The sequence below is a fragment of the Fictibacillus arsenicus genome (genome assembly GCF_001999465.1).
Classification (GTDB): domain Bacteria; phylum Bacillota; class Bacilli; order Bacillales; family Fictibacillaceae; genus Fictibacillus; species Fictibacillus arsenicus.
This window is the reverse complement of sequence record NZ_MQMF01000006.1, coordinates 18,626-38,029: the sequence shown is the minus strand read 5'-3', so window position 1 is coordinate 38,029 and position 19,404 is coordinate 18,626. Positions and strand designations below refer to the sequence as shown.

Genomic DNA, 19,404 nt, shown 5'->3' with positions numbered 1-19,404 from the left:
GCGCTACGGCTCGATTGAACCGTAGGACAATCACATTATTTTTTGCGACGACGTACAATGTACTTGTCAGTTTGGCTGTTTTTCTTACGAGTTTTATATCCAAGAGTTGGTTTGCCCCATGGTGACATTGGTGATTTACGTCCGATTGGAGCGCGTCCTTCACCACCACCGTGCGGGTGATCGTTAGGGTTCATTACAGAACCACGAACTGTTGGGCGGATACCCTTCCAACGAGAACGACCTGCTTTACCAACGTTTACAAGTTCATGTTCTAAGTTACCAACTTGACCGATAGTTGCACGGCAAGTAAGAAGGATCATACGAACTTCACCAGAACCTAGACGAACTAGCGCATATCTTTCTTCTTTACCAAGAAGTTGAGCTTCAGCACCAGCTGAACGAGCTAATTGTCCACCTTTACCAGGCTTAAGTTCGATGTTGTGAATTGTAGAACCTACAGGAATGTTAGCTAACGGTAAAGCATTACCTACTTTGATGTCAGCTTCAGTACCAGACATGATTTCTTGTCCTACTTTAATCCCTTTAGGAGCTAGGATATAACGCTTCTCACCATCTGCGTAATGGATTAGAGCGATGTTTGCTGTACGGTTTGGATCGTACTCGATTGTAGCAACGCGACCTAGTATTCCATCTTTGTTACGTTTGAAATCGATGATACGATACTTACGCTTGTGTCCTCCACCTTGGTGACGAACAGTTAGTTTACCTTGGTTGTTACGCCCAGCTTTTTTGCTAAGAGGAGCAAGCAAGGATTTTTCTGGCTGGTCAGTCGTGATTTCAGCAAAGTCAAGCTGAGACATGTTACGACGACCGTTAGTTGTCGGTTTAAACTTTTTGATACCCATTGTAATTTCCCTCCTTTACGAGTTCTTTTTAAACTCCTTCAAAAAAGTCGAGTTCTTTGCTTTCTGGAGTTAGTGTAACTACTGCTTTTTTACGTTTAGATGTATAACCAGTATGACGGCCTACACGCTTGAACTTACCTTTGTAGTTAGCAGTGTTTACTGTTTGTACTTTTACGCCAAAGATTTCTTCTAGTGCGCCTTTGATTTGAGTCTTAGTAGCACGAGGATTTACTTCGAACGTGTATTTTTTGTCAGCCATTATTTCAGTAGAACGCTCTGTAATAACGGGGCGCTTAATCACATCACGAGCTTCCATTATGCGAGCACCTCCCCTACTTTTTCCACAGCGTCTTTAGTCATAAGAAGCTTGTCGTGGTTTAACACGTCAAGAACACTAACGCCGTTAGCTGTAACAACTGTTACGCCAGGGATGTTACGTGCAGATAATGCAACAGCGTCATTGTAATCAGCCGTTACAACTAATGCTTTACGATCTGCGGATAGATTTGCAAGCACTTGCTTCATTTCCTTAGTTTTCGGAGCATCGAATGCAAGTCCTTCTAAAACGATCAAGTCGTTATCTAGAACCTTAGAAGATAGCGCTGATTTAATAGCTAAGCGACGAACCTTCTTAGGTAATTTGTAAGAATAGCTTCTTGGTGTTGGTCCGAAAACCACTCCACCGCCAACCCATTGCGGAGAACGGATAGATCCTTGACGAGCACGTCCAGTACCTTTCTGTTTCCATGGCTTGCGTCCACCACCAGCAACTTCGGAACGGTTCTTTACATCATGTGTTCCTTGGCGCTGTGATGCTTGCTGCATAATAACAGCGTCGAAAAGCACGCTTTTATTTGGTTCAATACCGAAAACGGAATCGTTTAATTCGATATCGCCAGCTTGAGTACCATCTTGTTTAAATAATGCTACTTTTGGCATCAGATTGTCCTCCTTCCTTATTTAGCATCCTTTGCTTTAACAGCAGAGTTAATTGTAACGTAGCTCTTTTTCGCTCCAGGTACGTTACCTTTGATCAATAGAAGATTACGTTCTGTATCAACTCTTACAACTTCTAAGTTTTGTACAGTTACTGTATCTCCGCCAGTACGTCCAGGCAATGCTTTCCCTTTGAAAACACGGTTAGGGTCAACTGCACCCATTGAACCAGGACGACGGTGGTAACGGGAACCGTGGCTCATTGGCCCGCGTGATTGCCCGTGACGTTTGATAACACCTTGGAATCCTTTTCCTTTAGATGTACCAGTAACGTCTACAGCGTCACCTTCTGCAAAAATATCTACCTTGACTTCCTGACCAACTTCGTATCCCGCAGCATCAACATTGCGGAATTCCTTAACGTAGCGCTTAGGGCTCGTGCTAGCTTTAGCAGCATGACCTGCTTGCGGCTTAATCGTACGAGATTCTTTTCTATCGTCAAATCCAAGCTGGATAGCTTCGTAGCCATCGTTCTCTACGGATTTCTTTTGAAGAACAACGTTAGGAGTTACTTCTACTACAGTAACTGGGATAAGATCTCCGTTTTCAGCGAAAACTTGAGTCATACCAATTTTTTTACCTAAGATTCCTTTGGTCATTCGTCACACCTCCTATTAATAAGTAAAATAATTATATAAAGTAAACGTGAAATTATAGTTTAATTTCGATGTCTACACCAGACGGCAGATCCAAACGCATTAATGAATCAACAGTTTGTGGTGTTGGCTCGATAATGTCGATCAAGCGCTTATGAGTACGCATTTCGAACTGCTCACGAGAGTCCTTGTACTTATGAACCGCACGAAGGATCGTGTAGATCGCTTTCTCAGTAGGTAGCGGGATTGGACCTGATACCTTTGCTCCTGAACGCTTAGCAGTTTCAACGATTTTTTCAGCAGATTGATCAAGAATTCTGTGATCATACGCCTTTAAACGGATACGAATCTTTTGCTTTGCCATTATTTTCCCTCCTTTATTCGCCTATTTTGATAAACAGACATTGCTCCACGGAAATTCAACCTGATGTCACCAGCCATGGCAAAGGGGCCTGGTGTGTCAGCAACCTTCCGAATCATCGCAGTGAATGACCAACATTACTCATTATAGAGAAAAACAATGCCTAATGCAAGTTTTATTTGCATTTATTTATTGTTAATCGCACTTTTTCTATTATAGAGACTTTATGCCGGGATTTCAACTTCCTTTTTCTTCTTTTACACACTTGAATGTGTTTCTTCTATATATAAGAGGTATTGCTGCGGTGATTGGCGTTCCTGCCTTTAGGAGCTGGTTGTCATATATATGTGACTATTTGTGGATTAACAGCCAAAACTCGTGGATTCAACGCTAAAACTTTTGGATTCACCGATCAAATTTGTGGATTGATCGGCTATATTTTTGGATTGAATGTGTTTCAAATAGTTTCAGGCTGCTTTTACACATCTTCTATTTTCATCATTCACAGATCGAGGGCAGTTTAAGGTGCCTTTTAAATAATGTTTCATTTTTTCTTAAGATTCTTATCTAAAAGATTGTTGTTCTTGGTTTTTTTATATCTTCATTGATAAGTTGACAGGATTGCAAGGTGCGTGCCTACCACCTGAAAAGCTTCTCGTTATGCATGCGACGAGGAAGCTCACATCGGTAGCATTTCTTGTAGACGCAGGAGCAAAATACTTCAAAGAAGTGGGACAGGTGAGACTCCTAGTGGTGCAAAGCGCAAGGAGCCTCACCGCCCGCCCCGCGGAAAGCGAGCATCCTGGAACGGAAGTCAACCACTTTCAAAAACTACAAAGCTTACGAAAATAATAGAGGATAAAATAAAAAAAGCACCCTCCGAATGGAGAGTGCTTTTTATATAGAAGTAATCTAAAGATTACTCAGTGATTGTTGCAACTACACCTGCACCAACTGTACGTCCACCTTCACGAATAGAGAACTTAGTTCCTTCTTCGATAGCGATTGGAGCGATTAGTTCTACAGTCATCTCAACGTTATCTCCAGGCATTACCATTTCAACGCCTTCAGGAAGTTGGATGATACCAGTTACGTCAGTTGTACGGAAGTAGAACTGAGGACGGTAGTTAGAGAAGAATGGAGTGTGACGTCCACCCTCTTCTTTTGAAAGAACGTATACTTCTGATTTGAACTTAGTGTGAGCTTTAACAGTACCTGGCTTAGCAAGAACTTGTCCACGCTCAACATCGTCACGGGAAACCCCACGAAGAAGTGCACCAATGTTGTCACCAGCTTCAGCATAGTCAAGAAGCTTACGGAACATTTCAACACCTGTTACAGTTGTTGATTTTGGCTCTTCAGTAAGACCAAGGATCTCAACTACGTCACCAATTTTAACTTGTCCACGCTCAACACGTCCAGTAGCAACTGTACCACGACCAGTGATTGAGAATACATCCTCAACTGGCATCATGAATGGCTTATCAACGTCACGTGGAGGAGTTGGGATATAAGAATCAACCGCGTCCATTAGTTCTAGAATTTTAGCTTCCCACTCAGCGTCTCCTTCAAGAGCTTTAAGAGCTGAACCTTTAATTACAGGGATGTCATCTCCAGGGAAGTCGTAATCAGAAAGAAGGTCACGAACTTCCATTTCAACTAGCTCAAGAAGTTCCTCATCGTCAACCATGTCACACTTGTTCATGAATACAACAAGGTAAGGTACACCTACTTGACGAGAAAGAAGGATGTGCTCACGAGTTTGTGGCATTGGGCCGTCAGCAGCAGATACTACTAGGATCCCACCATCCATTTGTGCTGCACCAGTGATCATGTTCTTAACATAGTCAGCATGTCCCGGGCAGTCAACGTGTGCATAGTGACGAGAATCAGTTTCATACTCAACGTGTGCAGTTGAGATTGTGATTCCGCGCTCGCGCTCTTCTGGAGCACCGTCGATTTGGTCATAAGCCATTGCTACACCTTTACCGTTTTTCTTAGCAAGAACAGTAGAGATAGCAGCTGTTAAAGTTGTTTTACCATGGTCAACGTGACCAATAGTACCAATGTTAGCATGCGTTTTGGAACGATCAAATTTCTCTTTACCCATGAGAAAGATTCCTCCTTAAATATGGTTACATATAGTAGATTTTTTTGTTTAAAACAGACAGTTTGTACTGCCCATTTTAGATTACATGAAATTGCTGTTTCTTACAACCGGGGAGATTAAGCTCCAGTTGCTTTTTTGATGATTTCTTCAGAAATCGACTTCGGTACTTCTTCGTAGTGATCGAAGTGCATAGAGTAAGTACCACGGCCTTGTGTACGAGAACGCAAGCTAGTTGCATAACCGAACATTTCAGCAAGTGGAACCATCGCTTTAACGATTTGTGCATTACCACGAGCTTCCATACCTTCAACACGTCCACGACGGGAAGTTACGTCACCCATGATGTCTCCCATATACTCTTCAGGAACCGTTACTTCAACTTTCATGATCGGCTCAAGAATAGCAGGATCACATTTTGCTTTTGCGTTCTTAAGTGCCATTGAACCGGCAATCTTAAACGCCATTTCGTTGGAGTCAACATCATGGTAAGATCCATCAACGATACGAGCTTTAAGGTCAAGTAATGGGAAACCAGCAAGCATACCGTTTTTCATTGATTCTTCGATACCATTTTGTACTGCAGGGATGTATTCACGAGGAACTGCCCCACCAACGATTTTGTTTTCAAATACGAATCCAGATCCTTCTTCACCTGGCTCGAATTCAATCCAAACGTGACCGTATTGTCCACGACCACCAGACTGACGAACGAATTTACCTTCAACTTTAGCAGCCTGGCGAATTGTTTCACGGTATGCAACCTGAGGAGCACCCACGTTAGCTTCAACCTTGAATTCGCGGCGCATACGGTCAACTAGGATATCAAGGTGAAGTTCACCCATACCTGCGATGATCGTTTGTCCAGTTTCTTCGTTTGTTTCAGTACGGAATGTTGGATCTTCTTCAGCAAGCTTAGCAAGCGCCATACCCATCTTGTCTTGGTCTGCTTTAGACTTCGGCTCGATAGATAGTGAGATAACCGGCTCTGGGAATACCATGGATTCTAAGATAACAAGGCTCTTTTCATCACATAGTGTATCACCAGTTGTAGTATCTTTAAGACCTACAGCAGCTGCGATATCTCCAGCGTACACGATAGAGATCTCTTCACGGGAGTTTGCGTGCATTTGAAGGATACGTCCAACACGCTCGCGCTTTCCTTTAGTAGAGTTCTGTACGTATGATCCAGAGTTTAATGTACCTGAGTACACTCGGAAAAATGTTAACTTACCAACATAAGGGTCAGTCATAACTTTAAATGCAAGTGCTGAAAACGGAGCTTCGTCACTTGATTCACGAGTTACTTCTTCTTCTGAATCTGGAAGAACACCCTTAATAGCAGGTACATCAACCGGCGATGGAAGATAATCAAGAACAGCGTCAAGCATAAGCTGAACACCTTTGTTCTTAAATGCCGATCCACACATTACTGGGTAGAACTCAACGTTACAAGTACCTTGACGGATACCTGCTTTAAGTTCTTCTTTTGTAATCTCTTCGCCTTCTAAGTACTTCATCATCATTTCTTCATCTAACTCAGCTACCGCTTCAACTAATTTGTTGCGGTATTCTTCAGCTAAAGGCATGTGTTCTTCAGGAATTTCACGAACTTCGATATCAGTACCAAGATCGTTTCCGTAGAATACAGCGTTCATTTCAACTAAGTCGATGATTGCTTCGAATTGGTCTTCAGCACCGATCGGTAATTGAATCGGATGAGCATTTGCACCAAGACGATCATGGATAGTTTTTACGGAGTATAAGAAATCCGCACCAATCTTGTCCATTTTGTTTACGAATACTACACGGGGAACTCCGTAAGTAGTCGCTTGACGCCATACTGTTTCTGTTTGTGGTTCTACACCTGATTGAGCATCAAGTAAAGCAACCGCTCCGTCTAATACACGTAATGAACGTTCTACTTCAACTGTAAAGTCTACGTGACCTGGTGTATCAATGATGTTAACACGGTGACCTTTCCATTGAGCAGTTGTAGCAGCGGAAGTAATCGTGATTCCACGCTCTTGTTCCTGCTCCATCCAGTCCATTTGTGAAGCTCCTTCATGAGTTTCACCAATTTTGTGGATACGGCCAGTATAGTAAAGTACACGTTCAGTAGTCGTTGTTTTACCAGCATCGATGTGAGCCATGATACCGATATTACGAGTATTTTTTAAGGAGAATTCTCTAGCCATGAATTTCTCTCCTTCCTTATGCAAAGGAATTTTTATAGTGTTTTAGAGACAGTCCGAAAACTGTCTCTATGATTTTACCAGCGGTAGTGAGCAAACGCTTTGTTTGCTTCTGCCATTTTGTGCATATCTTCGCGCTTCTTAACAGAAGCACCAGTGTTGTTTGCAGCATCCATGATCTCGAACGCAAGACGTTCTTCCATTGTCTTTTCTCCGCGTAGACGAGAGTAGTTCGTTAAATAACGAAGTCCTAAAGTTGTACGACGCTCTGGGCGAACTTCAACTGGTACTTGGTAGTTAGCTCCACCAACACGGCGAGCACGAACTTCAAGAACTGGCATGATATTTTTAAGAGCTTGTTCAAACACTTCCATAGGATCTTGGTTTGTACGTTCTTTAATAAGTTCGAACGCATTGTACAAGATTGTTTGAGCTACCCCTCTCTTACCGTCAATCATAATTTTGTTGATTAGACGCGTTACAAGCTTAGACTTGTAAATTGGATCAGGTAACACATCACGACGAGCAACAGGTCCTTTACGTGGCATGTGGTCCCCTCCTTTCTTATAGTTGTTTAATTTATTTTAAAACAATATTATTTCTTAGCTTCCTTTGGACGCTTCGTTCCGTACTTAGAACGACCTTGCATACGGTTAGTAACACCAGCCGTATCAAGAGCACCACGAACGATGTGGTAACGTACCCCCGGTAAATCTTTTACACGTCCTCCACGGATAAGAACAACACTGTGCTCTTGAAGGTTGTGCCCGATACCAGGAATGTAAGCTGTAACTTCGATTCCGTTAGTTAGACGAACACGAGCATACTTACGTAGCGCCGAGTTCGGCTTCTTAGGAGTCATAGTACCAACACGAGTACAAACTCCACGCTTTTGCGGAGATGAAACGTTAGTTTGGGACTTTTTGAAGCTGTTGTAACCTTTGTTCAACGCAGGAGAGTCAGATTTCTTGATTTTAGAAACGCGACCTTTGCGAACGAGTTGGTTAATTGTAGGCATTTTTATATCCTCCTCTCTTGTCTTGTAATACCACCGACCCAGGTGGTTCATTTTAGGACAAAAGAAAGTTTTTGCGAGCGGAGCGTTAAGCAATGCTCATCGCAAAAACAGTAATTTTATCCTTTTATCGCAACAGTTGCGGCCCCGACATCTATACCGCATGCTTTTCCAAGCTTTTTCATGGAATCAACCTTTACGATCGGCACTTGCTTTTCTTCGGCAATCTGCAATACTTTGCTCGTTACCCGAAAATCAGCGTCTTCCGCAACGACCAGCTCTTTGACCTCGCCGTTTTGTAAAGCTTTGATTGTTTGCTTAGTACCTACGATAATTTCAGAAGCCTGTGTCACTTTTTCATAAGACATACGAATATCCTCCAAAGTAACAATTCTTAGGAGCACATCCGTTATAATATCACCGATGTACTCCCAATGTCAACATTTCATTTATTAATCTTGAGAAACAAGCTCTGTAGGCAGTTCAGCCTCTTCACCGTTCTCTTCTTCAACTACCGGTGAGTTGATTCCGATGTTTCTGTAACGGTTCATACCTGTTCCAGCTGGAATCAGCTTACCGATAATAACGTTTTCCTTAAGACCGAGCAATTCGTCACGTTTACCTTTGATAGCAGCATCTGTAAGAACTCTTGTTGTCTCTTGGAACGATGCAGCAGATAAGAACGATTCAGTTTCAAGTGATGCTTTTGTGATACCAAGAAGAACTGGACGTCCTGTAGCAGGAGTTCCGCCTTCAAGAAGAACACTTCGGTTAACATCCGTAAAGTTATGAATGTCCATAAGAGCTCCTGGAAGCACTTGAGAATCACCAGAATCGATGATGCGCACTTTACGAAGCATTTGGCGAACCATTACTTCAACGTGCTTATCTCCGATTTCTACCCCTTGCATACGGTAAACTTTCTGTACCTCACGCAATAGGTATTCCTGAACGCCTTCTGCGCCTCGGACTTTGATTAATTCTTTTGGATCAATCGAACCTTCAGTCAATACTTGACCTGCAACTACTTTATCACCTTCAACTACCTTAATACGGGCACCGAATGGGATTGTGTAAGATCTAGATTCAATTTCACCTTGAACGACTACTTCACGCTTATCTTTATTGTCGTTAACGCCAACAACCGTTCCTTCAAGCTCAGAAATAACGGCTTGACCTTTCGGGTTACGTGCTTCGAACAATTCTTGGATACGCGGAAGACCTTGTGTAATATCGTCTCCTGCTACACCGCCGGTATGGAAGGTACGCATTGTAAGCTGTGTACCTGGCTCACCGATGGATTGTGCAGCGATGATTCCAACAGCTTCCCCAACTTCAACGTCAGAGCCTGTTGCAAGGTTGCGTCCATAACATTTTTTACATACACCGTGACGCGTGTCACAAGTGAATACAGATCGGATTGTTACAGCTTTTACGCCTACTTCTTCAATGTGAGCAGCCATATCTTCTGTAATCAATTCGTTAACATCTGCAAGGATTTCATTTGTTTCAGGGTGATACACCTTTTTATAAGCTGTACGCCCAATTAAACGCTCATGAAGCGGTTCGATAACTTCGTTGCCTTCCTTAATTGCAGCAACTTCTAAGCCGCGGTCAGTTCCGCAGTCATCTTCACGCACAATAACGTCTTGGGCAACGTCAACAAGTCGGCGAGTAAGGTAACCTGAGTCAGCCGTTTTAAGAGCTGTATCGGCAAGACCTTTACGCGCTCCGTGAGTAGAGATAAAGTACTCGAGTACTGTTAATCCTTCACGGAAACTTGATTTGATCGGAAGCTCGATGATCTTACCAGCCGGGTTGGCCATCAGGCCACGCATACCAGCAAGCTGAGTAAAGTTAGATGCGTTACCACGGGCACCAGAGTCACTCATCATGAAGATCGGGTTGCGCTTATCAAGAGTACCCATCAATTTATTTTGGATTTCGTCTTTCGCTAAACTCCAAATGTTAATTACACGCTCATAACGCTCTTCTTCTGTGATCAAACCACGTCTGAATTGCTTTGTAACGTTAACAACTTTTTCTTCTGCAATTTTAAGAATATCTTGCTTTTCAGGTAATACTACGATGTCAGAAACACCGATTGTAATACCAGCGCGAGTTGAATATTTAAATCCTAAGTCCTTCATGCGGTCAAGCATTTTAGACGTTTCTGTAATTTTAAAGCGTTTGAAGACTTCAGCGATTATTTTTCCAAGAATACCTTTCTTGAAAGGAACAATCTCTTCATGCTTTTGAATTTCTTCTTTTACATTAGAAGCCGGATCTAAGAAGTACTTTTCAGGTGTTTCCACTTGAAGGTTCGCAGTTGTCGGCTCGTTAATGTATGGGAATGACGGCGGCAGGATCTCGTTAAATAACAATTTACCTACAGTTGTCATAAGAAGCTTGGATTGCTGTTCTTCAGTGAACGATTCTTTGTTAAGGCTCGATACTGGCACTGCAATTCTTGTATGCAGATGAACATATCCGTTTTCGTAAGCGATAATCGCTTCGTTGATGTCTTTAAATACTGAACCTTCACCAATAGCTCCTGCACGCTCTAGAGTCAGGTAATAGTTACCTAGTACCATATCCTGTGAAGGTGTAACTACTGGCTTACCATCTTTCGGGTTCAAGATGTTTTGTGCAGCAAGCATTAAGATACGAGCTTCTGCTTGCGCTTCAGCTGATAAAGGTACGTGAACCGCCATTTGGTCACCATCGAAGTCAGCGTTGTAAGCTGTACAAACAAGCGGGTGAAGACGGATCGCGCGTCCTTCAACTAGAGTTGGTTCAAATGCTTGAATACCAAGTCTGTGAAGTGTAGGTGCACGGTTTAGCAATACTGGGTGTTCACGAATAACTTCTTCTAAAACATCCCAGACTTCAGGCTGAACACGTTCAACCTTGCGTTTAGCACTCTTAATGTTATGAGCAAGACCTTTTGATACGAGTTCTTTCATAACAAACGGCTTAAACAATTCAAGTGCCATTTCTTTCGGCAGACCGCATTGATACATCTTTAAGTTCGGTCCTACAACGATAACCGAACGACCAGAGTAGTCAACACGCTTACCAAGTAAGTTTTGACGGAAACGCCCTTGTTTCCCTTTCAGCATGTGTGAAAGTGATTTAAGCGGACGGTTTCCTGGTCCTGTAACCGGACGGCCGCGACGGCCATTATCGATTAAAGCATCAACTGCTTCTTGAAGCATACGTTTTTCATTTTGAACGATAATGTTAGGAGCACCTAGGTCTAATAGACGCTTCAAACGGTTGTTACGGTTGATAACACGACGGTAAAGGTCGTTAAGGTCAGAAGTAGCGAAACGTCCGCCATCAAGCTGAACCATCGGACGCAATTCCGGCGGGATAACCGGAAGCACTTCAAGAATCATCCAATCAGCATGGTTACCCGAGTGACGGAATGCTTCTAATACTTCTAAACGCTTAATTGCACGCGTACGGCGTTGTCCTTGTGCAGTTTTAAGCTCTTCTTTCAGCATATCAACTTCTTTTTCAGCGTCGATATCTTCTAAAAGACGCTTGATTGCCTCTGCACCCATTTGGGCAGTAAATCCTTTGCCATACTTTTCACGGTATGTGCGGTATTCCTTTTCAGAAAGCAATTGTTTTTTCTCAAGCGGAGTATCCCCTGTTTCTGTAACAACGTAAGATGCAAAATAGATAACTTCCTCTAATGCTCTTGGAGACATATCCAAAACAAGACCCATACGGCTTGGAATTCCTTTGAAATACCAAATATGGGAAACAGGAGCGGCAAGCTCGATGTGACCCATACGGTCACGTCGAACTTTAGCTCTTGTTACTTCAACACCACAACGGTCACAAACGACACCTTTATAACGGACGCGCTTGTATTTTCCACAATGACATTCCCAGTCTTTAGTAGGACCAAAAATTCTTTCGCAGAACAAGCCGTCTTTCTCAGGCTTAAGCGTACGGTAGTTGATTGTTTCAGGTTTCTTTACTTCCCCTCTTGACCACGACCGGATTTTGTCCGGCGAAGCAAGACCAATTTTCATATACTCAAAATTATTTACGTCTATCAAGGAGCGTACCTCCCTTTTGATATCCTGGTTTAGTCATTCGCAGTGTAAGACTCAAGATTTAGATTTAATTTCTCGCTTGCCTGATCGTCTTCATCATCAAGCTCTCTCATTTCGATCTCCTGATCATCTCCAGAACAGATCTTAACATCCATTCCAAGAGATTGAAGCTCTTTAATTAATACTTTAAATGATTCTGGAACACCTGGTTCAGGAACGTTTTCACCTTTAACGATGGCTTCATACGTTTTCACACGGCCGACAACATCATCGGACTTAACAGTAAGAATTTCCTGAAGAGTGTAAGCTGCGCCATATGCTTCAAGCGCCCATACTTCCATCTCCCCGAAACGCTGGCCTCCGAATTGCGCTTTACCGCCAAGAGGCTGCTGTGTAACAAGTGAGTAAGGTCCAGTTGAACGAGCATGAAGCTTATCATCAACCATGTGAGCAAGTTTGATCATATACATGACACCAACTGATACACGGTTATCGAAAGCAGTTCCTGTACGTCCATCATAAAGTACCGTTTTACCATCGCGAGCCATGCCGGCTTCTTCGATCGTAGACCAAACATCTTCTTCACGCGCACCATCGAATACCGGTGTTGCAACATGAATTCCAAGCTGGCGTGCTGCCATTCCAAGATGAAGCTCCAATACCTGACCGATGTTCATACGGGAAGGTACCCCTAGCGGGTTTAACATGATGTCAACTGGTGTTCCATCAGGAAGATAAGGCATATCTTCTTCAGGCATAATTTTAGAAATTACACCTTTGTTACCATGTCGTCCGGCCATCTTATCTCCTTCGTGAATCTTACGTTTTTGCACGATATATGCACGAACGAGCTGATTCACACCAGGAGGAAGCTCATCGCCGTCTTCACGGTTGAATACTTTAACATCCAGGATAATTCCATCGCCGCCATGAGGCACACGCAATGAAGTATCACGAACTTCACGAGCTTTTTCACCGAAGATCGCATGCAATAGACGTTCTTCCGCAGTCAGTTCAGTAACCCCTTTAGGTGTTACTTTTCCAACTAAGATGTCTCCGTCTTTTACTTCTGCACCAACACGGATAATTCCGCGTTCATCCAGGTTGCGAAGCGCATCTTCTCCGACGTTCGGAATATCACGAGTGATTTCTTCCGGTCCAAGCTTCGTATCACGTGCTTCTGACTCATATTCTTCAATATGAATAGAAGTATAAACATCGTCTTTTACAAGACGCTCGCTCATGATAACAGCATCCTCGTAGTTGTAACCTTCCCATGTCATGAAGGCAACAAGTACGTTGCGTCCTAAAGCAAGTTCACCTTTCTCCATCGAAGGACCATCCGCTAGGATCTCCCCTTTAGTTACTCGGTCACCAGTGCTCACGATCGGACGCTGGTTATAACAAGTTCCTTGGTTGGAACGGATAAATTTAAGCATGTTGTAAGTGTCAAGGTCGCCAGAAACTTCCTTGCCATCTACTTCTTTAATGCGGCGTACTTGTACTTGTTTAGCTGTAACACGCTCAACAATTCCTTCGTGCTTACATATAACTGCAGCTCCGGAGTCTTTCGCTGATACGTGCTCCATTCCTGTACCGACAATAGGTGATTCAGGAACAAGCAATGGTACGGCCTGACGCTGCATGTTCGCTCCCATTAGGGCACGGTTGGAGTCATCATTTTCCAAGAACGGAATACATGCTGTCGCTGCTGATACAACCTGTTTTGGCGATACATCCATGTAGTCGATGCGTTCGCGTTTAACAACTGTATTGTCACCACGGAAACGTGCTATTACGTCTTCGTTAAGGAATTCTCCGTCTTCGCCTAAGAGTGAGTTCGCCTGTGCTACAACGTACAGGTCTTCTTCATCGGCAGTCAGGTAATCGATACGGCTCGTTACACGGCCAGTTTCTGGATCAACACGGCGGTATGGTGTTTCAATAAAGCCATACTGGTTTACTTTCGCATAAGAGGAAAGTGAGTTGATCAACCCGATGTTCGGACCTTCCGGCGTCTCAATCGGACACATGCGTCCATAGTGAGAGTAGTGAACGTCACGAACTTCAAAGCCTGCACGCTCACGTGTAAGACCACCTGGCCCTAGTGCAGACAGACGGCGTTTATGCGTCAATTCAGCAAGCGGGTTCGTTTGATCCATGAACTGTGAAAGCTGAGAGCTTCCGAAGAACTCTTTAATTGAAGCAATTACAGGACGGATATTGATTAAAGCTTGTGGTGTGATCGCGTTCGTGTCCTGAATAGACATACGTTCACGAACTACACGCTCCATTCTGGAAAGCCCGATTCTGAATTGGTTTTGCAGAAGCTCACCAACAGAACGCAGACGGCGGTTTCCAAGATGGTCAATATCATCCGTATTACCTACTTGGTGCAATAAGTTAAAGAAGTAGTTAATAGAAGCAATAATGTCTGAAACAGTAATGTTTTTAATTTCCTTATCAACAAGACCGTTGCCGATAACATTAATGATTCTTTCGCCTTCTTGATCATCAGGCGCATAGATTTTAATAGATTGCAAAGCGATGTCCTGATCTTCAGCAACTCCGCCTGCAGGTGTAACAGTTTTGAAGCCTACTCCGCTTTCTAATGCAGGAATGATCTTATCCAGCGTTCTGCGGTCAAGCACTGTACCCTCTTCAGCGATCACTTCGCCAGTTTCAGCATCAACAAGTGTTTCAGCTAGTTTCTGGTTGAACAATCTATTTTTTATATGAAGCTTTTTATTGATTTTGTAACGTCCAACGTTAGCCAAGTCATAGCGTTTCGGATCAAAGAAACGAGAATCTAATAAACTTTTGGCATTATCTACTGTTGGCGGCTCTCCCGGACGAAGACGCTCATAGATTTCGAGAAGGGCTTTTTCAGTTCCTTCTGTATTATCCTTATCAAGCGTGTTGCGCAGATACTCATCTTCTCCGAGCAAATCAATGATTTCTTGATCAGACCCAAACCCTAAAGCACGAAGCAATACGGTAATCGGGATTTTTCTTGTGCGGTCAATACGCACATAAACTACGTCCTTAGCATCGGTTTCAAACTCCAGCCAAGCACCGCGGTTTGGAATGACAGTTGCGGTAAAACCTTTTTTACCGTTTTTGTCTATTTTCTCGCTATAGTAAACACTTGGTGAACGAACGAGCTGTGATACAATTACACGCTCTGCCCCGTTGATCACAAAGGTTCCCGTATCTGTCATTAACGGGAAATCTCCCATAAATACTTCTTGCTCTTTTACTTCGCCCGTCTCTTTATTGATCAGACGCACTTTCACACGAAGCGGAGCAGCGTAAGTAACATCGCGCTCTTTTGATTCATCTACAGGATACTTCGGCTCACCTAAGTTATAATCAATAAACTCTAAAACGAGGTTCCCTGTAAAATCTTCAATCGGCGAAATGTCTCGGAACATTTCACGTAACCCCTCATCAAGAAACCATTGATAGGAAGCGGTTTGAATTTCAATTAAGTTTGGTAATTCAAGCACTTCGCTAATTCTTGCATAACTTCTTCGTTGGCGGTGGCGTCCAAACTGAACTAGTTGACCTGTCAACTGCTTCACCCCTCAAATCCAGCGTTTTTTTCGTGTTTTTTTATTTCTATCTAACATTCTATTAAGAACATTAGAAAACAAAAAGAAAAAGGGTTTCATAACTTAAAACCGCAGTTTTCCTATTTTGACAAAAGCTGATTATATAATTTTGTCCAACTTTTTCACATTCTATACGTCTAAACATGAGTAAAAAACGTTGATATATCAACGTTTTTTCGCTTACCACGAAAAATAAGCAGGAAAATGCGAATCCATTGGCATTTTATAATACTATCATACGGGTTTTATCAAGTCAAACTTTTATTGCACGCAAAATATAATAACCTTTTTTCTTTGCGGCCGTTTCAACCTGCCCGAATAATTCTTCTATTTTATCCATCGCAGAAGGTGCACCTTGCTTTTTTTGAATAACTACCCACAACTCGCCTCCATTGCGGAGTTTTTTATGAGCGTCTTCAAAAATCTGATGAACAACTGCCTTACCTGCCCTGATCGGCGGGTTAGTGATAACAGCGGCAAAATCGCTATCTTCTACTTCAGAAAACAAATAGCTTTTTTTAATCTTAACGTTGTCTATTTTGTTTTGCTCTGCATTATGTTTCGCAAGTTCTACTGCGCGTTCATTGATATCAATCATTTGTACAGTTCGGCCGGGTTCTGCTTTTGCAAGCGAAAGTCCGATCGGACCATATCCGCAGCCTACATCTATATAATCACCCGGTACTTCTGGAGCAATAAAGGAATCTATTAAAACGCGGCTTCCGAAATCTACTTCCTTTTTTGAAAAGACTCCAGAATCAGTTGTAAATTTGAATTTTCCGCCTTTTAGCTCAAATTCCCACGCTTCTCTTTTGCTCTCTGTCCCAGGTGTTTCTGAATAGTAATGGTTTTTCATTTTAAACAACTCTCCTTACCATCTGATAAAGACAGTATTCCCGATCAGCACGGATTTCGTACTTCAGACAGTAAAACAAGCAAAAAGGTCCGCCAACGGGCGAACCTTTTCTTTTGAATTACTTAACTTCAACAGAAGCTCCAACTTCTTCAAGCTTAGCTTTGATTTCTTCAGCGTCTTCTTTAGATACGCCTTCTTTAACTGGCTTTGGAGCACCGTCAACAAGTTCTTTCGCTTCTTTAAGTCCAAGACCTGTAAGTTCACGAACAACTTTGATAACTTTAATTTTTGAAGCTCCACCGCTTGTAAGAATTACGTCGAATTCAGTCTTTTCAGCTGCAGCTTCTCCACCAGCAGCTCCACCAGCTACAGCTACAGGAGCAGCAGCAGTTACACCAAACTCTTCTTCGATTGCTTTAACTAGATCGTTAAGCTCTAAAACAGTCATTGTTTTTAGGCTTTCAATGATTTGTTCTTTTGACATTTTAATTTCCTCCTTATGGAATGTAAGTTATTGGATGAAGAATCAGCTTATGCGCCTTGTTCTTCTTTTTGTTCAGCAACAGCCTTAGTAGCCAACGCAAAGTTGCGGATAGGTGCTTGAAGCACGCTGAGTACCATTGAAAGAAGACCTTCTCTTGAAGGAAGTTCAGCAAGAGCTTTAACTTCTTCTAGAGACGCGATGCGTCCTTCGATTACACCAGCTTTGATTTCAAGAGCCTCATGCTTCTTAGCGAAGTCGTTAAGGATCTTAGCAGGAGCTACAACATCTTCATTTGAGAATGCGATCGCTGTAGGACCAGTTAAGTGTTCTGATAGTTCGTTAAGGTTATTTTCTTCAGCAGCGCGGACTACCATTGAGTTCTTGTATACCTTAAACTCGATTCCAGCTTCACGCAATGACTTACGAAGTTCAGTAACCTCAGCAACAGTAAGTCCACGGTAATCAACAAGAATTGTTGATTGGCTATTTTTGATCTTCTCAGAAATAGTGGATACTACTTGCTTTTTTGTTTCTAAAATGCTGCTCATTATTACACCTCCTGTAAAATGATTGCATCACCGCAGGTTTTGTTTCAAAAACAAAGCCTCCATGTCGAGACATGGAGGCGTGAGTATCTAAAAGTCATAAGTAACATACTAATGAGCTTATCGATGCTTCACCTCGGCAGGAAAGTTTTAAGCCTGATGGCTCCTGCTGTCTACGGCATTCATCTGATGCATTTGTGTTTAACAGTATATAATATAACGGGTTGAAACCCGTTTGTCAACTATCGTTTTACAGAGAAAGAAGTTGGATTAACTTTGATCCCAGGTCCCATAGTAGAAGAGATAGCTACATTCTTCATGTAAGTTCCCTTTGCAGCTGCAGGCTTAACTTTTAACAATGTTTCGATGATTGTTGAAAGGTTTTCTGCAAGCTTATCAGCTTCGAAAGATACTTTACCGATTGGAACGTGTACGTTACCAGTTTTATCAACACGGTATTCTACTTTACCAGCTTTGATTTCGTTAACCGCTTTTTCTACTTCAAATGTAACTGTTCCTGTTTTAGGGTTTGGCATTAAGCCTTTAGGTCCTAAAACACGCCCAAGTTTACCAACTTCAGCCATCATGTCTGGAGTTGCAACGATTACGTCGAACTCAAACCAGCCTTGTTGGATTTTGTTGATGTAGTCAGAATCCCCAACGTGATCTGCTCCAGCAGCTTCAGCTTCCTTCGCTTTTTCGCCTTTAGCGAAAACTAATACACGCTGAGTTTTACCAGTTCCGTTTGGAAGCACTACTGCTCCACGAACTTGCTGGTCAGCTTTCTTAGTGTCTACTCCTAAACGAACTGCAACTTCTACAGACTCGTCAAACTTAGCAGGAGCAGCTTTCTTAACTAGCTCAATAGCCTCTGCAGGCTCATATGCTTTTGTGCGGTCTACTAATTTAGCCGCTTCTTGGTACTTCTTACCTTTGTTTGCCATTTGTTTTGTCCTCCTTATGTGGTTTAGCGGATATTCCTCCCACTTATTGCACTCAAAGTTTTTGAGTACAATTCACGCGCGCTTTGCATGAATAAAGGTTGCGAACCGTAATTATCGGCAGGATCTCATCCATTTACTCGCAACCTAATATACATCAGGCATGGAATTAGTCTTCGATAACAATTCCCATGCTGCGTGCTGTACCTTCAACCATACGCATTGCAGCTTCAACGCTGGCAGCGTTTAGGTCAGGCATTTTTGATTCTGCGATTTCGCGAACTTTATCACGCTTTACAGTCGCAACTTTTTTCTTGTTTGGCTCACCTGAACCTGACTCGATTCCCGCAGCTTTCTTTAAAAGAACAGCAGCCGGAGGAGTTTTAGTGATGAATGTAAATGAACGGTCTTCGAAAACCGTGATTTCAACCGGAATGATTAAACCAGCTTGATCAGCAGTACGAGCGTTGAATTCTTTACAGAATCCCATGATGTTTACCCCAGCTTGTCCTAGTGCAGGTCCAACTGGCGGTGCCGGGTTTGCTTTACCAGCAGGGATTTGCAATTTCACCATTTTAATAACCTTTTTAGCCACGCGACACACCTCCTTAAGTCCGTGATGTGGTATTATGGGCCGAAACCCTCCCACTCAAAAATACGCTTCCCCTCCTAAAAGAGAAGAAGCAGTTGATTAGAAATATCAAACATAAAAAATTCTATCACCTTTTTAAAGTGATTACAAGTCTTTTTCCATT

17 protein-coding genes and 1 other annotated feature are annotated in these 19,404 nt (G+C 42.7%); all 17 genes read right to left on the bottom strand.

All coding sequences use genetic code 11. The features are described 5' to 3' along the window. Window positions 1–35: 35 nt before the first annotated feature. The 17 genes from rplB to rplK all read right to left on the bottom strand — a co-directional run bounded on the left by rplB (window position 36) and on the right by rplK (window position 19,244). Window positions 36–866, bottom strand: a complete 831-nt coding sequence (gene rplB / locus UN64_RS18265) for a 50S ribosomal protein L2 (protein ID WP_077365516.1) — start codon at window positions 864–866, stop codon at window positions 36–38. A 28-nt stretch (window positions 867–894) separates the two neighbouring features. Next, window positions 895–1,182 (bottom strand): 50S ribosomal protein L23, encoded by a 288-nt coding sequence (rplW, locus tag UN64_RS18260; RefSeq protein ID WP_066237959.1) that lies wholly within the window; start codon window positions 1,180–1,182, stop codon window positions 895–897. Then, entirely contained in the window at window positions 1,182–1,805 is a 624-nt protein-coding gene (gene rplD / locus UN64_RS18255) for a 50S ribosomal protein L4 (protein WP_066285532.1), read from the bottom strand. Before rplD ends, rplW begins: the two co-directional genes overlap by 1 nt. A gap of 17 nt (window positions 1,806–1,822) precedes the next feature. Further along, window positions 1,823–2,461: a 50S ribosomal protein L3 gene (gene rplC / locus UN64_RS18250; protein ID WP_077365514.1), complete on the bottom strand. Its 639-nt coding sequence runs from the start codon at window positions 2,459–2,461 to the stop codon at window positions 1,823–1,825. A 52-nt stretch (window positions 2,462–2,513) separates the two neighbouring features. After that, window positions 2,514–2,822 carry a 30S ribosomal protein S10 gene (gene rpsJ / locus UN64_RS18245; RefSeq protein ID WP_053356198.1) on the bottom strand — a complete coding sequence of 103 codons (309 nt, stop codon included), beginning with the start codon at window positions 2,820–2,822 and terminating at the stop codon, window positions 2,514–2,516. A gap of 916 nt (window positions 2,823–3,738) precedes the next feature. After that, on the bottom strand, window positions 3,739–4,929 hold the full coding sequence (tuf, locus tag UN64_RS18230; protein ID WP_077365510.1) for an elongation factor Tu: 1,191 nt from the start codon (window positions 4,927–4,929) through the stop codon (window positions 3,739–3,741). A 116-nt stretch (window positions 4,930–5,045) separates the two neighbouring features. Next, a complete protein-coding gene (gene fusA, locus UN64_RS18225; protein WP_077365508.1) occupies window positions 5,046–7,124 on the bottom strand; it encodes an elongation factor G in 2,079 nt (692 codons plus the stop codon). A gap of 74 nt (window positions 7,125–7,198) precedes the next feature. Continuing rightward, on the bottom strand, window positions 7,199–7,669 hold the full coding sequence (rpsG, locus tag UN64_RS18220) for a 30S ribosomal protein S7 (RefSeq protein WP_077365506.1): 471 nt from the start codon (window positions 7,667–7,669) through the stop codon (window positions 7,199–7,201). A gap of 47 nt (window positions 7,670–7,716) precedes the next feature. Next, window positions 7,717–8,139: a 30S ribosomal protein S12 gene (gene rpsL, locus UN64_RS18215; RefSeq protein ID WP_077365504.1), complete on the bottom strand. Its 423-nt coding sequence runs from the start codon at window positions 8,137–8,139 to the stop codon at window positions 7,717–7,719. A 116-nt stretch (window positions 8,140–8,255) separates the two neighbouring features. Continuing rightward, window positions 8,256–8,504, bottom strand: a complete 249-nt coding sequence (locus UN64_RS18210; protein ID WP_077365502.1) for a 50S ribosomal protein L7ae-like protein — start codon at window positions 8,502–8,504, stop codon at window positions 8,256–8,258. Window positions 8,505–8,588: 84 nt separating this feature from the next. Next, entirely contained in the window at window positions 8,589–12,212 is a 3,624-nt protein-coding gene (gene rpoC / locus UN64_RS18205; protein ID WP_077365500.1) for a DNA-directed RNA polymerase subunit beta', read from the bottom strand. 29 nt (window positions 12,213–12,241) lie between these two features. Continuing rightward, a complete protein-coding gene (gene rpoB / locus UN64_RS18200) occupies window positions 12,242–15,784 on the bottom strand; it encodes a DNA-directed RNA polymerase subunit beta (protein ID WP_077365498.1) in 3,543 nt (1,180 codons plus the stop codon). A gap of 292 nt (window positions 15,785–16,076) precedes the next feature. Then, window positions 16,077–16,679, bottom strand: a complete 603-nt coding sequence (locus tag UN64_RS18195) for a class I SAM-dependent methyltransferase (RefSeq protein ID WP_077365496.1) — start codon at window positions 16,677–16,679, stop codon at window positions 16,077–16,079. A 118-nt stretch (window positions 16,680–16,797) separates the two neighbouring features. Continuing rightward, the gene (rplL, locus tag UN64_RS18190; RefSeq protein ID WP_077365494.1) at window positions 16,798–17,163 is read right to left on the bottom strand and encodes a 50S ribosomal protein L7/L12; all 366 of its coding nucleotides are present in this window, start codon (window positions 17,161–17,163) and stop codon (window positions 16,798–16,800) included. Window positions 17,164–17,210: 47 nt separating this feature from the next. Then, window positions 17,211–17,711 carry a 50S ribosomal protein L10 gene (gene rplJ / locus UN64_RS18185; RefSeq protein WP_077365492.1) on the bottom strand — a complete coding sequence of 167 codons (501 nt, stop codon included), beginning with the start codon at window positions 17,709–17,711 and terminating at the stop codon, window positions 17,211–17,213. Between the two features lie 40 nt (window positions 17,712–17,751). Next, window positions 17,752–17,905: a sequence feature (ribosomal protein L10 leader region), on the bottom strand. Between the two features lie 45 nt (window positions 17,906–17,950). After that, window positions 17,951–18,652, bottom strand: coding sequence for a 50S ribosomal protein L1 (gene rplA / locus UN64_RS18180; protein WP_077365490.1), 702 nt, complete (start codon window positions 18,650–18,652; stop codon window positions 17,951–17,953). A gap of 166 nt (window positions 18,653–18,818) precedes the next feature. After that, window positions 18,819–19,244, bottom strand: coding sequence for a 50S ribosomal protein L11 (gene rplK, locus UN64_RS18175; protein WP_066285502.1), 426 nt, complete (start codon window positions 19,242–19,244; stop codon window positions 18,819–18,821). Window positions 19,245–19,404 lie beyond the last annotated feature (160 nt).

What these genes read in the sequence shown, in the direction of transcription:
- rplB (WP_077365516.1), bottom strand. Translation starts at nt 866, where the DNA reads ATGGGTATCAAAAAGTTTAAACCGACAACTAACGGTCGTCGTAACATG.
- rplW (WP_066237959.1), bottom strand. Translation starts at nt 1,182, where the DNA reads ATGGAAGCTCGTGATGTGATTAAGCGCCCCGTTATTACAGAGCGTTCT.
- rplD (WP_066285532.1), bottom strand. Translation starts at nt 1,805, where the DNA reads ATGCCAAAAGTAGCATTATTTAAACAAGATGGTACTCAAGCTGGCGAT.
- rplC (WP_077365514.1), bottom strand. Translation starts at nt 2,461, where the DNA reads ATGACCAAAGGAATCTTAGGTAAAAAAATTGGTATGACTCAAGTTTTC.
- rpsJ (WP_053356198.1), bottom strand. Translation starts at nt 2,822, where the DNA reads ATGGCAAAGCAAAAGATTCGTATCCGTTTAAAGGCGTATGATCACAGA.
- tuf (WP_077365510.1), bottom strand. Translation starts at nt 4,929, where the DNA reads ATGGGTAAAGAGAAATTTGATCGTTCCAAAACGCATGCTAACATTGGT.
- fusA (WP_077365508.1), bottom strand. Translation starts at nt 7,124, where the DNA reads ATGGCTAGAGAATTCTCCTTAAAAAATACTCGTAATATCGGTATCATG.
- rpsG (WP_077365506.1), bottom strand. Translation starts at nt 7,669, where the DNA reads ATGCCACGTAAAGGACCTGTTGCTCGTCGTGATGTGTTACCTGATCCA.
- rpsL (WP_077365504.1), bottom strand. Translation starts at nt 8,139, where the DNA reads ATGCCTACAATTAACCAACTCGTTCGCAAAGGTCGCGTTTCTAAAATC.
- UN64_RS18210 (WP_077365502.1), bottom strand. Translation starts at nt 8,504, where the DNA reads ATGTCTTATGAAAAAGTGACACAGGCTTCTGAAATTATCGTAGGTACT.
- UN64_RS18195 (WP_077365496.1), bottom strand. Translation starts at nt 16,679, where the DNA reads ATGAAAAACCATTACTATTCAGAAACACCTGGGACAGAGAGCAAAAGA.
- rplL (WP_077365494.1), bottom strand. Translation starts at nt 17,163, where the DNA reads ATGTCAAAAGAACAAATCATTGAAAGCCTAAAAACAATGACTGTTTTA.
- rplJ (WP_077365492.1), bottom strand. Translation starts at nt 17,711, where the DNA reads ATGAGCAGCATTTTAGAAACAAAAAAGCAAGTAGTATCCACTATTTCT.
- rplA (WP_077365490.1), bottom strand. Translation starts at nt 18,652, where the DNA reads ATGGCAAACAAAGGTAAGAAGTACCAAGAAGCGGCTAAATTAGTAGAC.